General features: G+C 40.2%; 17 protein-coding genes. 9 read left to right on the top strand and 8 right to left on the bottom strand.

What is annotated here, in order from left to right; genetic code table 11:
• Positions 1-626: 626 nt before the first annotated feature.
• The 7 genes from AAV98_RS09530 to AAV98_RS09500 all read right to left on the bottom strand — a co-directional run bounded on the left by AAV98_RS09530 (position 627) and on the right by AAV98_RS09500 (position 7145).
• Positions 627-1544, bottom strand: a complete 918-nt coding sequence (locus tag AAV98_RS09530; RefSeq protein ID WP_060665318.1) for a PucR family transcriptional regulator — start codon at positions 1542-1544, stop codon at positions 627-629.
• 102 nt (positions 1545-1646) lie between these two features.
• A complete protein-coding gene (locus AAV98_RS09525; RefSeq protein ID WP_060665317.1) occupies positions 1647-1826 on the bottom strand; it encodes a hypothetical protein in 180 nt (59 codons plus the stop codon).
• A 52-nt stretch (positions 1827-1878) separates the two neighbouring features.
• Entirely contained in the window at positions 1879-2091 is a 213-nt protein-coding gene (locus AAV98_RS09520; RefSeq protein WP_060665316.1) for a YheE family protein, read from the bottom strand.
• Positions 2092-2139: 48 nt separating this feature from the next.
• The gene (locus tag AAV98_RS09515; RefSeq protein WP_060665315.1) at positions 2140-3333 is read right to left on the bottom strand and encodes a YheC/YheD family protein; all 1194 of its coding nucleotides are present in this window, start codon (positions 3331-3333) and stop codon (positions 2140-2142) included.
• Positions 3330-4694: a YheC/YheD family endospore coat-associated protein gene (locus tag AAV98_RS09510; protein ID WP_231687730.1), complete on the bottom strand. Its 1365-nt coding sequence runs from the start codon at positions 4692-4694 to the stop codon at positions 3330-3332. The genes AAV98_RS09515 and AAV98_RS09510 overlap by 4 nt, the downstream gene beginning before the upstream one ends.
• Positions 4695-4708: 14 nt before the next feature.
• A complete protein-coding gene (locus tag AAV98_RS09505) occupies positions 4709-5767 on the bottom strand; it encodes a YheC/YheD family endospore coat-associated protein (RefSeq protein ID WP_060665314.1) in 1059 nt (352 codons plus the stop codon).
• Between the two features lies 1 nt (position 5768).
• Positions 5769-7145: a YheC/YheD family endospore coat-associated protein gene (locus AAV98_RS09500; protein ID WP_060665313.1), complete on the bottom strand. Its 1377-nt coding sequence runs from the start codon at positions 7143-7145 to the stop codon at positions 5769-5771.
• Positions 7146-7263: 118 nt separating this feature from the next.
• Between AAV98_RS09500 and AAV98_RS09495 the strand changes: the two genes are divergently transcribed.
• From AAV98_RS09495 to AAV98_RS09465, 7 genes are all read left to right on the top strand, one after another.
• A complete protein-coding gene (locus AAV98_RS09495) occupies positions 7264-8397 on the top strand; it encodes a DUF445 domain-containing protein (RefSeq protein ID WP_060665312.1) in 1134 nt (377 codons plus the stop codon).
• 535 nt (positions 8398-8932) lie between these two features.
• A complete protein-coding gene (locus AAV98_RS09490) occupies positions 8933-9292 on the top strand; it encodes a YlbF family regulator (RefSeq protein WP_060665311.1) in 360 nt (119 codons plus the stop codon).
• 140 nt (positions 9293-9432) lie between these two features.
• Positions 9433-10293, top strand: a complete 861-nt coding sequence (locus AAV98_RS09485) for a Cof-type HAD-IIB family hydrolase (protein ID WP_060665310.1) — start codon at positions 9433-9435, stop codon at positions 10291-10293.
• A 160-nt stretch (positions 10294-10453) separates the two neighbouring features.
• Positions 10454-11941, top strand: a complete 1488-nt coding sequence (locus AAV98_RS09480; protein ID WP_060665309.1) for a coproporphyrinogen III oxidase — start codon at positions 10454-10456, stop codon at positions 11939-11941.
• 120 nt (positions 11942-12061) lie between these two features.
• Positions 12062-12439, top strand: coding sequence for a MaoC/PaaZ C-terminal domain-containing protein (locus tag AAV98_RS09475; protein ID WP_060665390.1), 378 nt, complete (start codon positions 12062-12064; stop codon positions 12437-12439).
• A gap of 92 nt (positions 12440-12531) precedes the next feature.
• A complete protein-coding gene (locus tag AAV98_RS09470) occupies positions 12532-13305 on the top strand; it encodes an enoyl-CoA hydratase (RefSeq protein WP_060665308.1) in 774 nt (257 codons plus the stop codon).
• A gap of 176 nt (positions 13306-13481) precedes the next feature.
• Positions 13482-14147, top strand: a complete 666-nt coding sequence (locus tag AAV98_RS09465; protein ID WP_231687729.1) for a TVP38/TMEM64 family protein — start codon at positions 13482-13484, stop codon at positions 14145-14147.
• 26 nt (positions 14148-14173) lie between these two features.
• Here the strand turns inward: AAV98_RS09465 and AAV98_RS09460 are convergent, their stop codons facing one another.
• A complete protein-coding gene (locus AAV98_RS09460; protein WP_060665306.1) occupies positions 14174-14359 on the bottom strand; it encodes a YhzD family protein in 186 nt (61 codons plus the stop codon).
• 143 nt (positions 14360-14502) lie between these two features.
• Here AAV98_RS09460 and AAV98_RS09455 point away from each other — a divergent pair, with 143 nt between their 5' ends.
• Positions 14503-15405, top strand: a complete 903-nt coding sequence (locus AAV98_RS09455) for an ABC transporter ATP-binding protein (protein WP_060665305.1) — start codon at positions 14503-14505, stop codon at positions 15403-15405.
• Positions 15398-16654 (top strand): ABC transporter permease, encoded by a 1257-nt coding sequence (locus AAV98_RS09450; RefSeq protein ID WP_060665304.1) that lies wholly within the window; start codon positions 15398-15400, stop codon positions 16652-16654. Before AAV98_RS09455 ends, AAV98_RS09450 begins: the two co-directional genes overlap by 8 nt.
• The last annotated feature ends 78 nt before the right edge of the window (positions 16655-16732 follow it).

Here is a 16732-nt window from a genome sequence, read left to right as displayed (position 1 = left end):
ACGTCTTTGTGCAACGTTACTTAGAGGTGGTGGAGAACGGTTGGTATCCTTTCCTCGCGGTCCGTTAGTCCCTTTCTCCGTTGGAAGCCCTTGAAAAAGTCCACTCTTTGGTTTACCGCCGCTGTTGATTTCCGCAAATGGCTTCGCTTTCCTGGGGACGCTGCTGGAGCCTCCTCGGCAATGCCAGGCCACTGAAAAGCACATGGTTTTATTTTTCTCTTAAACACCGCTGTTGATTTCCGCAAAAGGCTTCGCTTTCCTAGGGGCACTGCTGGAGCCTCCTCGGCTACGCCTGCGGGGTCTCCACCTAGCGCTAGCTCCCTCAGGAGTCTTCGCCTTTTGCTCCAATCCACAGCTAGGATTCGTAAAAAACTTTACGATATCAGTTTTTAAGTGGTCTCGCTACGCCTGTGGGGTCTCCACCTAGCGCTACCTCCCTCAGGACAAGGAAGGCTTGGGCAGCGAAACAAAGTATAGCATTTTCAAGGAGTCTTCGCCTTTTGCTCCAATCACCAGCTAGAAGTCACCAAGTACTTTTTGAAATCAGTATTTCAGTACTCTCCTCCGTTGGTTTCTATCATGTCCCTCTATCGTGCGGGAGTCTGCGCGCCTACCACTTGAATCAACTAGATTTTGAATTGAAACGCACTACTTTCGATGATAATGATTGCTAGATAGGCGGCCATAGCGCCTTGGAAGTTTTTGATGTCTATGCCTGTCCGTTCTATAAATTTATCGATTCGGTATTGGAGACTGTTACGGTGCATGAATAGTTTCTTGGCTGTTAATGACACATTCATATTATTTTCTATAAAGACTTTTACGCTTTGCAAAAGTTCTTTTTCATCATCTATCATCGTGCCAAAGATCTTTTTGATATAAATGATTTGTTGGGCATCTATGTGTTCTGTCAGCATAAAAGGGAGAGCGTGTTGGAATGTATGTATGTTTGCCTGTTTCCTTGCTTTTAAGGACCGTACAAGGCAATTTTGCTCAAAGCGAAATAAGTCTGCCAGTTTTTCTTCTAAATTGGTGTATGCTCCGATATAAAACTTTACATTCGTATAGAAGTCAGAGGCAGTGATATCAATTATATCAGGGAGAGGAACCGTTTCCTCTTCTTTCACATCAGATAGAAAGTCCACAATTACCCCGGAAGTAAAGTTTTTCCATACAATCTCTAAGTCGCTATCAAAAAACGCAACCAGAGCTTCTTTCCATTCTTCCTTGTTCAATAGTGGTTCGGAGAATTCAAAATGAATGAAGCGGAAAGACCTTTGGAAGGTATAGGGTGACGTTTGGGGAGGGGTGCCAAATAATAGTTCATGCCACCACTGTTCCTTTTCACTCATGGATAGTTGATGTTCTTCTACCTTTTGCAAAAATGTTTCTAACAGCAAAATATCTTTTGTAGTCAATGCTTCTTTTTCTATTCCGTAATATTCATTTGCTGATGAAGTGAACCAAAGATAATGTGAAAAGCTGTGTGGGGAGGATGTCTGGATAAGAGCGTCCCTAAATATTTTTTTTAATTGGTTGTACATGTTTAATCCCTTTCCTTCTAAGCTATTCATTCTATTATATCGAAGAGAACACGGGAAACAAAGGAATAAAAAACTCCTCCGAAAAAGGGAAGAGTTTAATCGTTATTCTTTAGGTGGTTCTTCTTTTTCTAGATCACGTGCTTCTTCTATGTTCGTGTATTGGTCCCGTTCAAAGACAGTTCCACCAGCTAGCCCTTCATTGATATACCTGTCAATATCCATGAAATATTCATCTCTTCCTTCATATTGTGGGCCTTTATCGGTCTTTTTCTTATCTGTCATAAATAAATCCCTCCTTTTTCGTTAGTTTATCTAAAGGAGGGAAAATGATTCTTCAATCGTATACGTGAAAGAGCATCAGTTCATGAATCTGAGCTTCCACGGCTTGTTTTTCTTCTTCGGAAAAGGTCTGCGATTCTGGCCATTCTATGGAACCGTTTTTGTGATAGACGGCTTTTACAGAGTGACCTTTATAATAAAAGGAAAGGTGCCATCCAGGCAGTTGGTTATTTTGATGGAACGGTTTTAATTGAAAGTGTGAAATCATGCCTTTTCCTCCTCATGCGGTAATGACGACTTGTAACATTATTCGACATTAAGTGGAGGATTCCTGCAAAGAAAAGCCAGAACGTTCATAGAACACCTTGGTAATATTTTCAGTTGCTCGTTGCTTTATAGGTGGCTCATCAAAATCCATCGGCTTGGCATTCAATTCAAAGATGAAATGATTACCATCAGGTGTAACACCAATGTCAGCGGAAAATTCCCCAATATCATCATAAAAAGAAGAAAGCTGTTTCCCACATTGGTAAATAAGTTGTTCCATTATTTCATGATCTGTTTTAACTGGTAGCTCTTCCGTTCCCACAATTACTCCACCTGCAGGGACGTGGGTGGTTACCTGCTGTTTTTTTGCCATTCGAACACCTACTCCTGTAATAGCAAAGCGATTGCCGCTTGAATGGGCCAATACTCGGTAATCGAATTTCTTTCCTCTCATCGGCACTGTAGTGATGGCTTCTTGAATAATATAAGAATTTAAAGGTTCTTCTTTTTCAAAATAACGGGCAAGTTTACTAAGAGATGGAAAAAGGACGGTAGTAGTGGATGTTGACTTCATCAAGTACGTGTTTCCGTTTCTGGTTATAAGAAAAACTCCTTTTCCTCTCTTACTCTTTCTCTTTTTTATATATACTTCCGGATAGGTCGAGAGATACTCTGTTAATGTATCTTCCGATAAAATGTCCGTCTTGGGTACGTGATGTGCCAACATCTCGTTATCTTTAAGCTGTAAGTATAACTCCCACTTGTCAAAAAAATGTGGGTTGAAAACTGGAATATGATAAAGAGAAGTAAGCTTTTCTGTTTGCTCTAAGAAAAGTTTTTCATCCTCATATCGTGACAAACGATTATACAAAAGGTCAGGAAGTGGAGTTTGTAGCTTGATCCACTGGTCGTGCGTAGGCAGATAACAAAAACCATTAATTCCATCGTCTGTCAGTTGTTCTGGAGTAACGACTACTGATAATCCACCCGATTCTTGAAGAGTTCGTTGTATTCTTTTAAAAAGGCCAATATTCCCTATAAATCCATCCTGTTTCGGACTTGCCAAAATACCGATAAGCGGACCGGCTTTCATGTCCTTTAGCAAGAAGGGAAAGCTAATAGCTTTGCTAGTATGTTCCATTTTATATGGGACAGTAGAGTACTTTCCCAATGTCACTTTCTGCTCTGCGTCAAATCGCTGGTACCAAGTCTGGGAGGTAATCTCATAAAATAGTTCAATCATGAAAAAACACCTTCCGGATTTTTTATTGTATTCTCTGTCAAATACACGGCATACTCAATGGACAACTTACGAGTTAAGATATCTTCGTTCCTCAACTTTGGATGATAGAAAATGGAACGACCAGGCTTGGAGTTTGCTTCAAACATCCAAAGCTTGTGCTCTTTATCAAGCCCAAAATCAAAACCAATTTCTCCGATAAATCCCGGCATATGTGTATCAATGGCATTGCTGATTGTAAGGGAGGCTTGAGACAATTTATCAATGACTGCTTCTTGTTCATCTTTTTCTGGAAATATGTCCGAAATTGTCTTGATCACTCCACCGCTGTTGGCATGGGTGGTAATGCTCCCTTTGCCGCTAAGCTTGGCAGCCATCGCACTCACAACCCAATTCCCTTGTTCATCTTTATTCGTATGAACGCGAAAATCAACGAAGGAATCCTCTACTTTTAATAAAGAAATACCTTGTTGAATGAGATAAGAGGACAAGTCCTTGTTTTTAAGGACATGTGCCAACAGCGCTTCAAGAGAAGAGGAACGCTGCAGCTTATTAACAAAATCCTCATTTTTATAGCGAGCATAATAGGTTTCTTCTTCCCGGTTATAAATAATTTTGTAAACACCTAGTCCTAAACTGCCATTTGTAGGTTTTAGATATATGAAAGGATATTTAGATAATAATCTCTCCATTTTCTCAATGGACACGTTATTGTGTGTTTCTGGTAGGTAAGGGACAATATTTTCTTCAATCATAAGCTTTTGATGAATATCCCACTTGTTGAAGAAACCTGGGTTGAACCAGGGAATGGCATAATCCTTTTGCATCTTTTCTCGTGTATGTGCAAGAAGCCTATGTTTCTCTGTCCGCCTGTTAGGAAGGCGATCGTAAACAACGTGAGGAAAAGGGAGGGTCCTTTTTCTCCAACCGTGTTCTGTAAACATGAAACCTTCCATCGTTCCCTCTTCCCAATCAATATGATTAGCTCCGAAAAGAAACATATAAGCACCTACTTTTCGTTCCGTTGCCAGCAGTTTGGAGAAGAATAATGACCGTTCACCTATCGGCCTAATCATGGAACTAGTAAACCCTGCTGTGAAGATTCCAATTAGAGGGCCAAGATGAAGGGTGCCCTCATGCACAAATACATGGATATTCCCTTCATAAGGGACAAGCAACTTTTTAAACAATGATACAGAAAGATAGAGAGAATGCCCTCCATGTGAAATTCCATGACAGGCATACTGATGTGTTCCAAAAGCGATGGATTCTATGTGGTCATTGCTAATCTCATCCGGAACAAGAATTTGGTGTTCTTTTAAATCATCTCTGCATTTAACAGGTATGAGTGCTTTCAACATCATCAACTCCCGTTTGGTCACCTTTTTATTGACGACAAGTACATGCAGTACTTGCTCGGGGCTTCATAAATTTCTGTCTGAACAGAAGGAGAAGCCATTGTTACTATCTTATGACCGGGCTTTGAATTAATATCTAAAATCCATAAATTATAGTCAGGGTCGATCCCAATGTCTATCCCCAATTCAAAAAGAGGGGAAATTGTCTGGTCAATGGCAGAAGGAAGATGTTGTACAATAATCTGCAAATTTCTTTCTATTTCCTCTCTTTTTGCGCGGTGTAAGCCTTGAATAATCACTGAGAAAGGAAGCATTTCCCCACCACCTGCAAGATTGGAGGTGATATGATTCTTGGGGCCTGTCCGGATACACCGCACTCTTTCCACCCAATTGCCGGCTTCATTTTTTTGTAAAAATAACCTTAAATCAAAAGGAACATCCTTTTTATTCTGCAAAGGTAGAAATGGTTGAAAGATATACTCTGTGTCCTTCATGCGACTATGCAGCCACTTTTTCAGATGGTGATCAGTCCTAAATATATAGAGAGATTCTCCGGGCTGAATCACCTCTTTTACGATATATTGGCCATGGACCTTTTCTACCTTTATTAACCCTCTTCCTTGGGACCCATTAATGGGTTTAATGAGCCAACTATTTTTTTTTCGGAAGTGTGATAAGAAAAATGTGACGCTCGTAAGTTTTTTTGTGAGAGGAAAGAAGGGTTGAATTTCCTGTATGGGTGATAACGTGTTATAAACTTCCCATTTATTTGGTAGGCCGTATCCTAGGAACTGTATATTTTCCTGTAACTTCAAAGAGTCTGTTCCTGCTTTAAACAATTGCGCTTTCTTGGTTCCGTAATAGCAGCGGTCATAAATAAAGGAAGGAATGGGAAATGTGGAATCCAGCCATTCCTTCTTGTTGGAATTGTACGTGAGGCCTGATACGTGAGATGTCCTTTCTGCCAATTGAGTTGGTGAAAAAATGCATATCCTGACACCATTTTTAGCAGCTTGTTCAGCTATCTTTGTAAAGTAAAAAGTCGGTTGTGAAAATGAGAGGACACCTAGGGTGATCATATTATCTCTCCTTTAAGTGTTCATGTATAAGATATAAACAGTAGATTATGACGGCTTTGGCAGAAGGTCGGATGCTTCTTGCATTAATTGGTTGATCTAAATTCTTTGATGGTTTTGTATTGACCTCAATGATCCAAGGGTGGCCTGTGGTATCTATTGCAAGGTCAATCCCCAATTCTCCAAAAAGTCCATCTGAGGCAGCTCCGATTTCGCCTGCCGCTTCAAGTGCCAATTCCTTTAAAAGTTTTCGAATTTGCGTAAGTTCTCTTGTGTCAAATTTCGTTCGAAGTACTTGTTGGACGGAGAGCATTTCTCCTCCCTGAGCTAGGTTGGATACGAATGATCCGCTCTTTGAGGCCCTTGCGGTAGAGGAAGTGACCTGCCAACGATTGTTTTCAGTGCGATGACACAGATAGCGGAAGTCCACGGACCTCCCATCTATATGAAGAAGGTCTAACCCTTGCTGAAGGATATATTGCCTCTTCTTGACCTCAGGAGAAAGTCGCTTGTACAAATCCGTTATGCTGCTATATTTTTGAGATACTTGTTGTTGAAGGGAAGAGTAATCCAGTGTGTACCCATCTTGAGTTTTGCAAACTTTAAATATCTGTTTACCTTGACTGCCATTGATTGGTTTCAAAAAAAGAGTAGAATGAATTTCTAACCAAGACTCTAGCCGTTTAACAGAAAATAGTGCCGTCTCTGGCAAATAAGGAGCCAAGTGGTCTACATGGACAAGCTGTTCATGTACGGTCCACTTGTTCAGAAAGTGATCATTGAAGTAAGGAATCTCCCATTCTTGCAATTGAGCTGTAAATTCACGAAACATTTCACTCTTCTCGTTCGTACGTTTATGGAGGCGGTTGTGCACGACTTGGGGATATGGAAGCAGCGCTTTGTTCCAGTTGTTGTTCTCCAAGTAGTACCCCTCGATATGTTTTTCTTTGTATTGATCGTCAAGCGTGAATACATAGAAGATAACACCGATATCCTCCGAGTAGTTGGCAAGCTCCATGCAATACTCTTCAATAGACTTAAGATCGATACAATTTTCGCCCTTCATTCCGATTTCTGTGAGGAGAGCGATAACAGGGCCGATATGGAGTGTGTTTAATTCAGTGTTATATGTGATGAGGTAAGTTCGTTCCTCTTCAAAAAGTAACAAAGATTTCTGGATACTTCGGTCGAGTTTCAACACGTTTTCTTCTATATTGATAGTTACGATATTACATGTCATTGTATTCCGGCTACATTGAACCGTACATAAAGATATATGTTCAGGAAGCTTTAATTTTTTTGCTAAAGCTTCACTTACTTGTATAATTGGTACAGATGCATTCATTTCAATAGGTATCATTCTTGCAGCTGAAAAATTCATGTTTTTCCCTCATTTTTTGTCTAAGGTTAGGCTGTTTAGGAGAAACAGGGGAATTTGCCCCACAATCTATAGTATTGAAATGCAGATAAATCGGTGATAAGAAAGAGGTTGACGATAGATGGATATCTTGTTTGTTATTGTAATAATGATGGCGATTGGCGCCTTGATAGGAGGGGTTACCAATTCTCTTGCGATTCGAATGCTGTTCAGACCGTATAACCCAATCTTTATATTTAAAAAACGGGTCCCATTTACACCTGGATTGATACCAAAAAGAAGGTCTGAGCTTGCTGACCAATTGGGAAAATTAGTCATGGAACGCCTTTTGACGGCAGAAAGCATGAAAAGAAGATTAATGAACAGCTCTTTTAGGGAAAAGTCGGAGCTATGGATAAAAGAAGAAATGGCCCGATACCTTGAAAAAGGAGTCAGTGTCCAAGAAATACTAGAGAAGTTAGGAATAGAGGACGCACAAACCCTTTTTCAAAATAATTTACATCAGATCGTGGAAAGTAAATATGAAGAAGTAATGACACCATTGCGTTCAAAACCTATTCAACAGGTTTTTCCTGTAAACTTGTTGCACTCTGTTGAACGTAATATCCCGGCAGTTTCAGCATTCATCTTGGACAAAGCGATCTACCATTTTGAAAGTGAAGATGGGAAAAGACAGTTGTCAAAAATGATCAACGACTTTATTGCAACAAGAGGAAAATTGGGAAGTGTTGTACAAATGTTTATGGGGAACTATCCCTTAGTCGATAAGGTGCAACCTGAAATGATCAAATTCCTCAAGCACGATGGTACAAAGGATGTCCTAATCAATGTTTTGTATCGAGAATGGAACAAACTGAAGGAGATGGAGCTACAGGACCTTGAAAAAAGAGTTTCCAAAGAAGCAATTCTTACCTCTCTTCATACAGTAGTAGAACGCACAGTGAATGTTCCTAAATGGATGAACAAAACAATCAAGGAAGCGATAGAACCTATCTATCCATGGATGATGAATAAACTTATTCCTTCTGCATTTGCAACAGGAAGCGAACTCTTACTGGAGAAATTGGAAGAATTGCTTGTAAGATTAAAACTTGAAGAAGTGGTGCGAGATCAGGTTGAATCCTTTTCCCTTCAAGAAGTGGAAGAAATGGTTCTCTCCGTCTCCCGCCGAGAACTAAAACTAATCACCTACCTCGGAGCCCTACTTGGAGGCCTAATAGGACTACTACAAGGATTGCTTGTGCTGATTCTTTGAGATAGAGGATATTCCTGGAGATTGAAGTATAAGGTATGAGACTCCTTGAAAATGCTAACGCATTTTCTTCGTGCGAGGAATCGCTGCCGAAGCATTCCTTGTCCTGAGGGAGCTAACGCTAGGTGGAGACCCCGCAGGCGTAGCGAAGCCACTGAAAAAATGATAACGTGAAGTTTTTTATGATTCCTAGCTGTGGATTGGAGCAAAAGGCGAAGACTCCTGAGGGAGCTAAAGGTAGCTTGAGACCCCGCAGCGAAGCGAGGAGGCTCAAGCACCTTCCCTAGGAAAGCGAAGCCATTTGCGGAAATCAACAGCGGTGTTTAATAAAATTTCAAAATCAAGGTCTTTTTCAGTGGCTTCGAAGCGTTGTGAAGAGGCTCAAGCACCATCCCGGGGAAAGCGAATACCTGAAACGGAAATCTACAGGAGTTAGAAAAACTCTTCCCCCTTATGGTTTGAATGACTCTGTCATGTTTGTTATACTGGTCACTAGCATGCCTGAAAGATGGGCAAAAAAGGAAGGAATGACATACAAATGGCAAACAACGTATACGATGTAGCGTACAACCTAGAAACAGCAGTAAAAGAAAGTGATGAGTTCAAAAACCTTCAAACTTTATATAAAGAGGTATTCGCAGACGAAACAACCAAAAGAATGTTTGAGAACTTCCGCAACATTCAACTAGAACTTCAACAAAAACAAATGAGCGGCCAAGAGATTACACAAGAAGAAGTAGAGCAAGCACAAAAAACGGTTGCAGTCGTTCAACAAAACGAAGCGATTGCAAAACTTATGGAAGCAGAGCAACGCATGAGCATGATGGTAAGCGAATTAAACAAAATTATCATGAAGCCTCTAGAAGAATTATATAGCGACGTTGATTCCGCGAACTAATTCAAGGTAATAGCTAGAACTAAAACGCACTGTAACTAGTGCGTTTTTTTCTTGCCTGCAAACACGAAAAGTTCTAATTCCCCTAAACTCCTCATACTCATATCAATAAGTACAAACATCTTAGATAAGGAGGTCTCTCCATGATATACCGCCTGCTCGCCATCAATATAGATGGAACGCTATTGAAATCAAATGGAAGATTGGCTAAGGAAACGAAAGAAGCGATAGAGTATGTGAAAAACAAGGGAGTATATGTAACATTAGTGACCGGGCGAAACTTCGCTTTTGCCAAGAAAGTGGCTAAATCTCTTAAACTTGATACATTTTTAGTGACGCATGGAGGCTCTTTTATTGCCTCTAAACTGGAGCAACCTCTTCATGTAAAGCGGCTGTCAGAGGATAAAACATTCAATCTTGTTCAAGTGCTCGAAAATTATGATTGTACTGTAAGGATTTTGCACGAAAGATATTCCATTGGAAACAGATTGCGTGGTGCTAACAACTTGATGGCTAGAGCAGTACTTGGTTCTAGTGATCCATTAATTTACCCAATGCAATTTGTAGAATCCTTAGGGGATACGTTAATAGATAATCCAATTGCACCACCGAAAATAGAGGTTTATTTTACAGAGCCAGAAGAACGAGAAAGAGTGTTAACGACTTTGAAATCTGCGTTTGAGGGAATTGAAATTCTTGTTCATGCTGACGGGAAAGTGGATATTTTACCTGACGGTGGAACGAAGATGGATGGATTGTTAGCTCTTGGTGAAGTATTAAAAATTCCACCGCAGGAAATGGTGGTGATTGGGGATACGTTGGAAGACCTTCCTATCATTGAAGTCGCAGGACTGGGTGTAGCAATGGGGAATGCCCCAAAAGAAGTGAAACTTGCTGCTGACTGGATTACTCGGACCAATGATGAAAACGGTGTAGCCTATATGATTAAAGAACATTTCCGTAAACAGCAACGCATCGCGTTTTTAAATAAAATGAAAATATAAAAGGGAAAAGACAGACTCTTATAGTAGGGTTTGTCTTTTTTGTTTGTCATGTCTCCTTCTTTTCCAATGGTATTATCTTGATATGCATCCGCTTCATCCGTTACACTAGGGGAAGTGAAAAATTTTGCGGAAAACAAAGCAAGTGTGAAAGGTGATTAACTTGAAGATTGCTATAAAAGGATTACATGATGATAGATATCAGCGTCCGTTATCATTGATTGCGGATTTATTTTTTGAAGAAACAGAAGTGGTGCTTGGGGAAGAAGCTTCCTCAGATTTAGAGATAACATTCCAAGTTGAAGAAAGTAACACCACTTTTATTGTAAGTGGACACCTTGGCGAACTTTCTTGTTCTCATGAGAAAGACTTGAGCGAATCAGACGAAAAAGAGAGTTTTCGACGTAAAAAGCAAGCAGTGTCCTATGTTTATTTGACTCTCCTACAAGAGCATACGGGTATCATTCAGAAGTGGGGAATTTTAACGGGAATTCGACCAACGAAACTTTTACACTCAAAGCTTCAAAAGGGAGAACCAAAAGAAAAAGTACATCAACAGCTGCGAGAAGATTATTTAATTACAGACGAAAAGATAGAGTTAATGCAGCAGATTGTTGATCGCCAGCTAGATGTTGTGCCAGATTTACATGATTTGGGGAAAGAAGTCAGCATTTACATCGGGATTCCGTTTTGCCCGACTAAATGTGCGTATTGTACATTCCCCGCGTATGCGATTAATGGTAAGCAAGGAAAAGTGGATTCCTTCCTTGGAGGTCTCCACCATGAGATAGATGCCATCGGTGCCTGGTTAAAGGAAAAAGACATTAAAATAACCACTGTCTATTACGGTGGTGGTACCCCAACAAGCATAACAGCAGAAGAGATGGACATGCTTTATGAGCAGATGTATAAATCGTTTCCGGACATGCAAAAAGTCCGTGAAGTAACAGTAGAGGCCGGACGTCCTGATACGATAACGCCGGAAAAACTTGAAGTGTTGAAAAAGTGGAATATTGACCGTATCAGTATCAACCCCCAGTCTTACACGCAAGAAACATTGAAAGCAATCGGTCGTCATCATACCGTTGAGGAAACCATTGATAAATTTCACCTTGCGCGTGAAATGGGGATGAATAATATTAATATGGACCTGATCATCGGCCTGCCTGGAGAAGGAGTGGGAGAGTTCGCCCATACTCTTGAAGAGACGGAAAAGTTGATGCCTGAATCATTGACAGTCCATACATTGTCTTTTAAGCGAGCTTCAGAAATGACACAAAATAAGAACCGCTACAAAGTGGCAGATCGATATGAAATTGGCAAGATGATGGATATGGCCACAGAGTGGACGACAGCCCATAACTATGTCCCATATTATCTGTATCGCCAAAAAAATATACTTGGCAATTTGGAGAATGTCGGATATGCATTACCAGGACAAGACAGCATATATAATATCATGATTATGGAAGAAAAACAGACAATCATTGGATTAGGGTGTGGGGCATCAAGTAAGTTTGTTCATCCTGAAACAGGGAAGATAACTCGCTTTGCCAATCCGAAAGATCCTAAGTCTTACAATGATGGGTTTGAACATTATACAGATGAAAAAATTCGGATTTTGGAAGAGCTCTTTTCATCTAGAAACTAATAACAAAGCGGGGATTAAGATCCTCGCTTTTTATATTTTTAGATTCATGAGTGAATAATCATTCATTTTTAAGCGCTTTCATATTATACTAGTTATATAACTTAGAGGAGGGAATAGATGATGAAGGTTGAAACTGGTGAAGTTCTGACTTATTCCAGAACATTCACTGTCGAGGAAACACTTCAATTTGGAGAGGTTTCAGGAGACCAAGGAAGGCATCATGTTGAAAAGGATGAGCATGGTCGCTTAATGGTGCATGGCCTATTGACTGCAAGTATCGGTACCAAAATAGGGGGAGACCTAAATTACATCGCAAGAGAAATGAACATGGAATTCCTCCGTCCCGTCTTTACAGGCGACACTATCACCTGTGTAGCCACCCTCACCAATGTCCAACAACAAGAAGACTACAAACAAGTCAACGTAACATCCATCTACACCAACCAAAATGGCAAACAAGTCCTCATAGGCAACAGTAAAGGTATTATTCGAGATTAAGAGAGAAATTCCTGCGGGGGTCTGACCCCCGCACAGAACTTTAATATTTCAGAAAATTCAATCTAACAAAAGTCAAGAAAGGGTGTGCTTTCATGAGTACGGTTAATGTAGTGGATCAAGGTTCGGTTGTGGTTTTAGAGCTTAATAGACCTGAAGCATTAAATGCGATGAACGTGGAGATGTTAGGGGAATTAGAACAAGTTCTGGACGAGGTATCAAAAAATGAGAAGGTGAAAGTCCTGATTGTCAGAGGAAGTGGAAATGCGTTCAGTGCCGGCGGAGATATAAAAATGATGCTTCAGGACAATGTTGGAGGTGACTTTGATGAGGTGATGGATATGATTGGCTCCATTGTCACCAAGCTTTATACCATGCCGAAAGTGACCATCAGTGCCATTCATGGTGCAGCTGCAGGGCTTGGCCTTAGTTTTGCCCTTGCCAGCGACTTTGTGATTGCTCACACGTCCACAAAACTTGCGATGAATTTTATCAAGATTGGCTTAATCCCGGATGGTGGTGGACACTTCTTTATGGAAAAGCGTCTTGGAGAAGCGAAAGCTAAACAGATGATTTGGGAAGGTAGAACAATTTCCGCTGAAGAAGCTCAGGGACTAGGTTTAGTAGATAGCTTGGCAGGTGAACAGATGGAAGAAGAAATGTCCAAAAAGGTTGCAACCCTTCTTCAGTCACCTTTACAAGCGATGCTAGAAACGAAGATGATTTACGCGAAGCAATCCCTACCACGCCTAGAACAAATACTAGACTTGGAAAAGAATGCACAAAGTAGAATGAGACAATCAGCAGACCATAAGGAAGGAATCAAAGCTTTTGTAGAAAAAAGAAAACCACAATTCTCCGGAAAGTAAAACGGAAGAGTTGCTCCAATAATGGGGCAGCTCTTTTTTCCTTTGCCTCTTCAGCCCTTCCTCTTTACTAAGTCTACAGTCGTATAGTGAAATAATACTCCGGTACATTACCAACAAAAAGCACTCCACTTATACTAAGTTCATAAAAGAAAAACGGAGTGGTTTACGTGCAAATAATGGAAACAGGAAAAATTCCAAGAACAGGTCTAGGGATTATGGTTATTATTTTGCTAATCTATTATATAGGTGAGTTCATGGTAATTGTCGAAAATAAGGGATTGGAGAGCTTATTAGTAGAGTATGGTTCCATGGCTCAATTTCTTTTTTTCTTGCTGTGCTTGGCTCAACCGATTATTTTGCCGCTCCCCGAAGCCTTGACCATTCCTGCCGGTAGTATGGCATTTGGGGCATCCTCTTCGTTCTTTCTTGGTTTTTCAGGTACATTGACAGGAATAATCATTATGTTTTTTATTGCAAGGTCTGGCGGAGTGAAAGTGGCTTCAAAACTGGTAAAAGAAAAACATCTAAAAAGTTATCAAGAATATGTAAAGAAAAATGAGACGGTCATTTTGGCACTTCTATTCATTATTCCTGTTCTGCCTGATGAAATCATTTGTGTAGGGGCGGGGATAGGAGCTGTCTCCTTTAAAAAGTTTCTCGCTATAGCGTCCTTGTCCAAATTTTTGACTGCTTTTGTGTTGGCATATTCTGTTTCCTTGGCAAAATATCTGGACTTAACTTCTGCACAACTTATATTATCCTGTTCGGTTATGATAGGTATTGTTTTTTTTATAACGGTTGCTTTTAATCAATATTGGAACAAAAAACGCATGGAGATGTGATGCTTGTGTCTCCATGCGTTTTTCCATTATCGGTGAAACAAGACTAGTTTGCCGCTTGCGTTCGTGCAACGGTGTGTCGTGTCGAGATAGTTTAATTCTTCTAATCTCTTTTCTCCTACAGTTTTTGCTTCTTTTTCAGTTGCTGCTTCAAAACTTTCATCAAGTAGAGTTTCTCCGCTTTTACTAAAGACAGTTAACGTATATTTCCCCATTCTTTGTCCCCTCCGTGTCTTCAAAATGAATATCCATTCATTGTCTTTATTTTACTAAAAGTTTCTTTAAATGTAAAAGTTCTATGAAACTATTCCGCTTCTTAAACGTATAAGTTACTGTAGAACATAGGAGGGATAACGTAATGGCATTACAGATAGATGGTGTAACCAAAAGGTTTGGCAAGCAAGTGGCAGTCAATAACTTGACCCTTGAAATACCCGAAAGTGAAATGTTTGGCTTCTTGGGTGCAAATGGAGCAGGAAAAACGACCACTTTCCGAATGGTCCTAGGATTATTGGAGCCTACAGAAGGAAAGGTTTCATGGGCCGGGAAACCCATAACATATAAAGAGAGTCATTTGGTAGGGTATTTACCGGAGGAACGAGGTCTCTACCCAAAATTGACCGTAAAGGACCAAATGATTTATTTGGGAAGGTTGCGGGGAATGGAGAAGTCGGAAATCTTGAAACAGCTGGACTACTGGTTAGAGCGCTTCAAGGTACCACAGTACCTTAATAAAAAAGTAGAAGAGCTCTCCAAAGGAAATCAACAAAAAATCCAGTTTATTGCATCCACTATTCATAATCCGAAATTGCTTATTCTGGATGAACCTTTCAGTGGTTTAGATCCGCTAAATGTGGAACTCTTAAAAGAAGCGGTAGTGGACTTGAAAAAGCAAGGGACTTCCATCGTTTTTTCCAGTCACCGGATGGAACATGTTGAAGAGCTTTGTGAACATTTATGCATTATGCATCACGGGCAACCAGTTGTTCATGGGTCACTAAGGGATATTAAGCGTTCATTTGGAAAAAAGAATGTTATCATCCATGCTGATTTTGATTTAGGTTATTTAAACAATGTAGCAGGTGTGACCAAAACAAAGCAGACAGCAGAAGGCATCATACTCCAAGTGGAAGATGAAGATGTATCTCAGACCTTGTTGCAACAAATTACAGGTAAAGGCTATATCCGCAAGTTTATCTTGGAAGAGCCATCCTTGAATGATATTTTCATAGAAAAGGTAGGTGCTTCTTACCATGAATAAATTTTTTATTATCCTAATGCACACCTATATGAGTAAACTAAAATCTAAATCCTTTATTATCTCCACTTTGGTAACAACACTGCTTATCGTCGGTGTGACAAACATCCAGTCCATTATTGATATTTTTGATAAAGAGGAAGACAAAGTAGTGGCCGTCATAGATGAAGAAGGCGCTATAGCACCATTGTTAGAACAACAACTTGCAACAAACCCCAATACCAATTTGAAACTTGAAATGGTTTCAGATGAGGCTGATGCTGAAAGTAAAGTAACAGAAGGGGATTATGACGGACTTCTTGTCCTATCAAAGGATCCAAACGGCTTACCATCAGGGGTGTATAAAGCATCTTCTATCACTGATTCTGAAACAATGGCACAAGTGGAGGCGATGCTTCAACAAGTGAAAAATGAGCTGGCAACAAATCAGCTTGGATTATCACAAGACCAAATTGCGCAACTTTACACCCCCATTAATTTTGATGTTGTAGCTTTAGAAGAATCCGCCAAGTCTGAAGAAGAGTTAAATCAGGCACGTGGCTTAGTGTATGTTTTACTGTTTGTAATCTATTTCTCAGTCATTCTATATGCTAGCATGATTGCAACGGAAGTCGCAGTAGAGAAATCCTCCCGCGTTATGGAAATACTCATATCTTCTGCGTCTCCAATTATGCATATGTTCGGTAAAATTCTTGGTATTGCGCTGTTAAGTTTAACGCAACTGGCTTTTTGGATCATTATTGGATATTCTTCTTTAAGTAGAAATCTGGAAGGGATGACAGAAGCAGGGGGAGTATTTGAATTTTTCGGTGTAGGCGATTTGCCAATAGCAACGTTTGTGTACGCCATCGTCTTCTTCTTGCTAGGCTACTTCCTTTATGCAACATTTGCGGCATTCTTGGGGTCGCTTGTTAGCAGAATTGAAGAAATCCAGCAAATGATCATGCCAATGACATTATTGATAGTGGCTGGCTTTATGATTTCCATGTTCGGACTTGGAAATCCCGATAATTCATTCATTCAAGTAACGTCATTTATCCCATTTTTTGCACCTATGATTATGTTTTTACGAGTAGGGATGTTGAATGTTCCTATTTGGGAAATCAGTCTTGCCATCGGCCTTTTGGTAGGAACGATTGTGCTACTGGCCCTGTTTGGAGCGAAAGTGTACCGTGGAGGAGTCTTAATGTATGGGAAATCTTCTTCTTTGAAGGATATAAAGAAAGCATTGCAACTTACAAAAGACAAATAATCTTTTAACATGTGGGACCTGACATCAAAGTCCCGCATGTTTTTTTGTTTACACTGACACGAACGTGCATTCGTATTT

The organism is Bacillus sp. CHD6a (assembly GCF_001293645.1).
GTDB lineage: Bacteria > Bacillota > Bacilli > Bacillales > Bacillaceae_I > Sutcliffiella_A.
The sequence above is the reverse complement of the archived record's forward strand: the minus strand, read 5'-3'. Positions and strand labels throughout refer to the sequence as shown.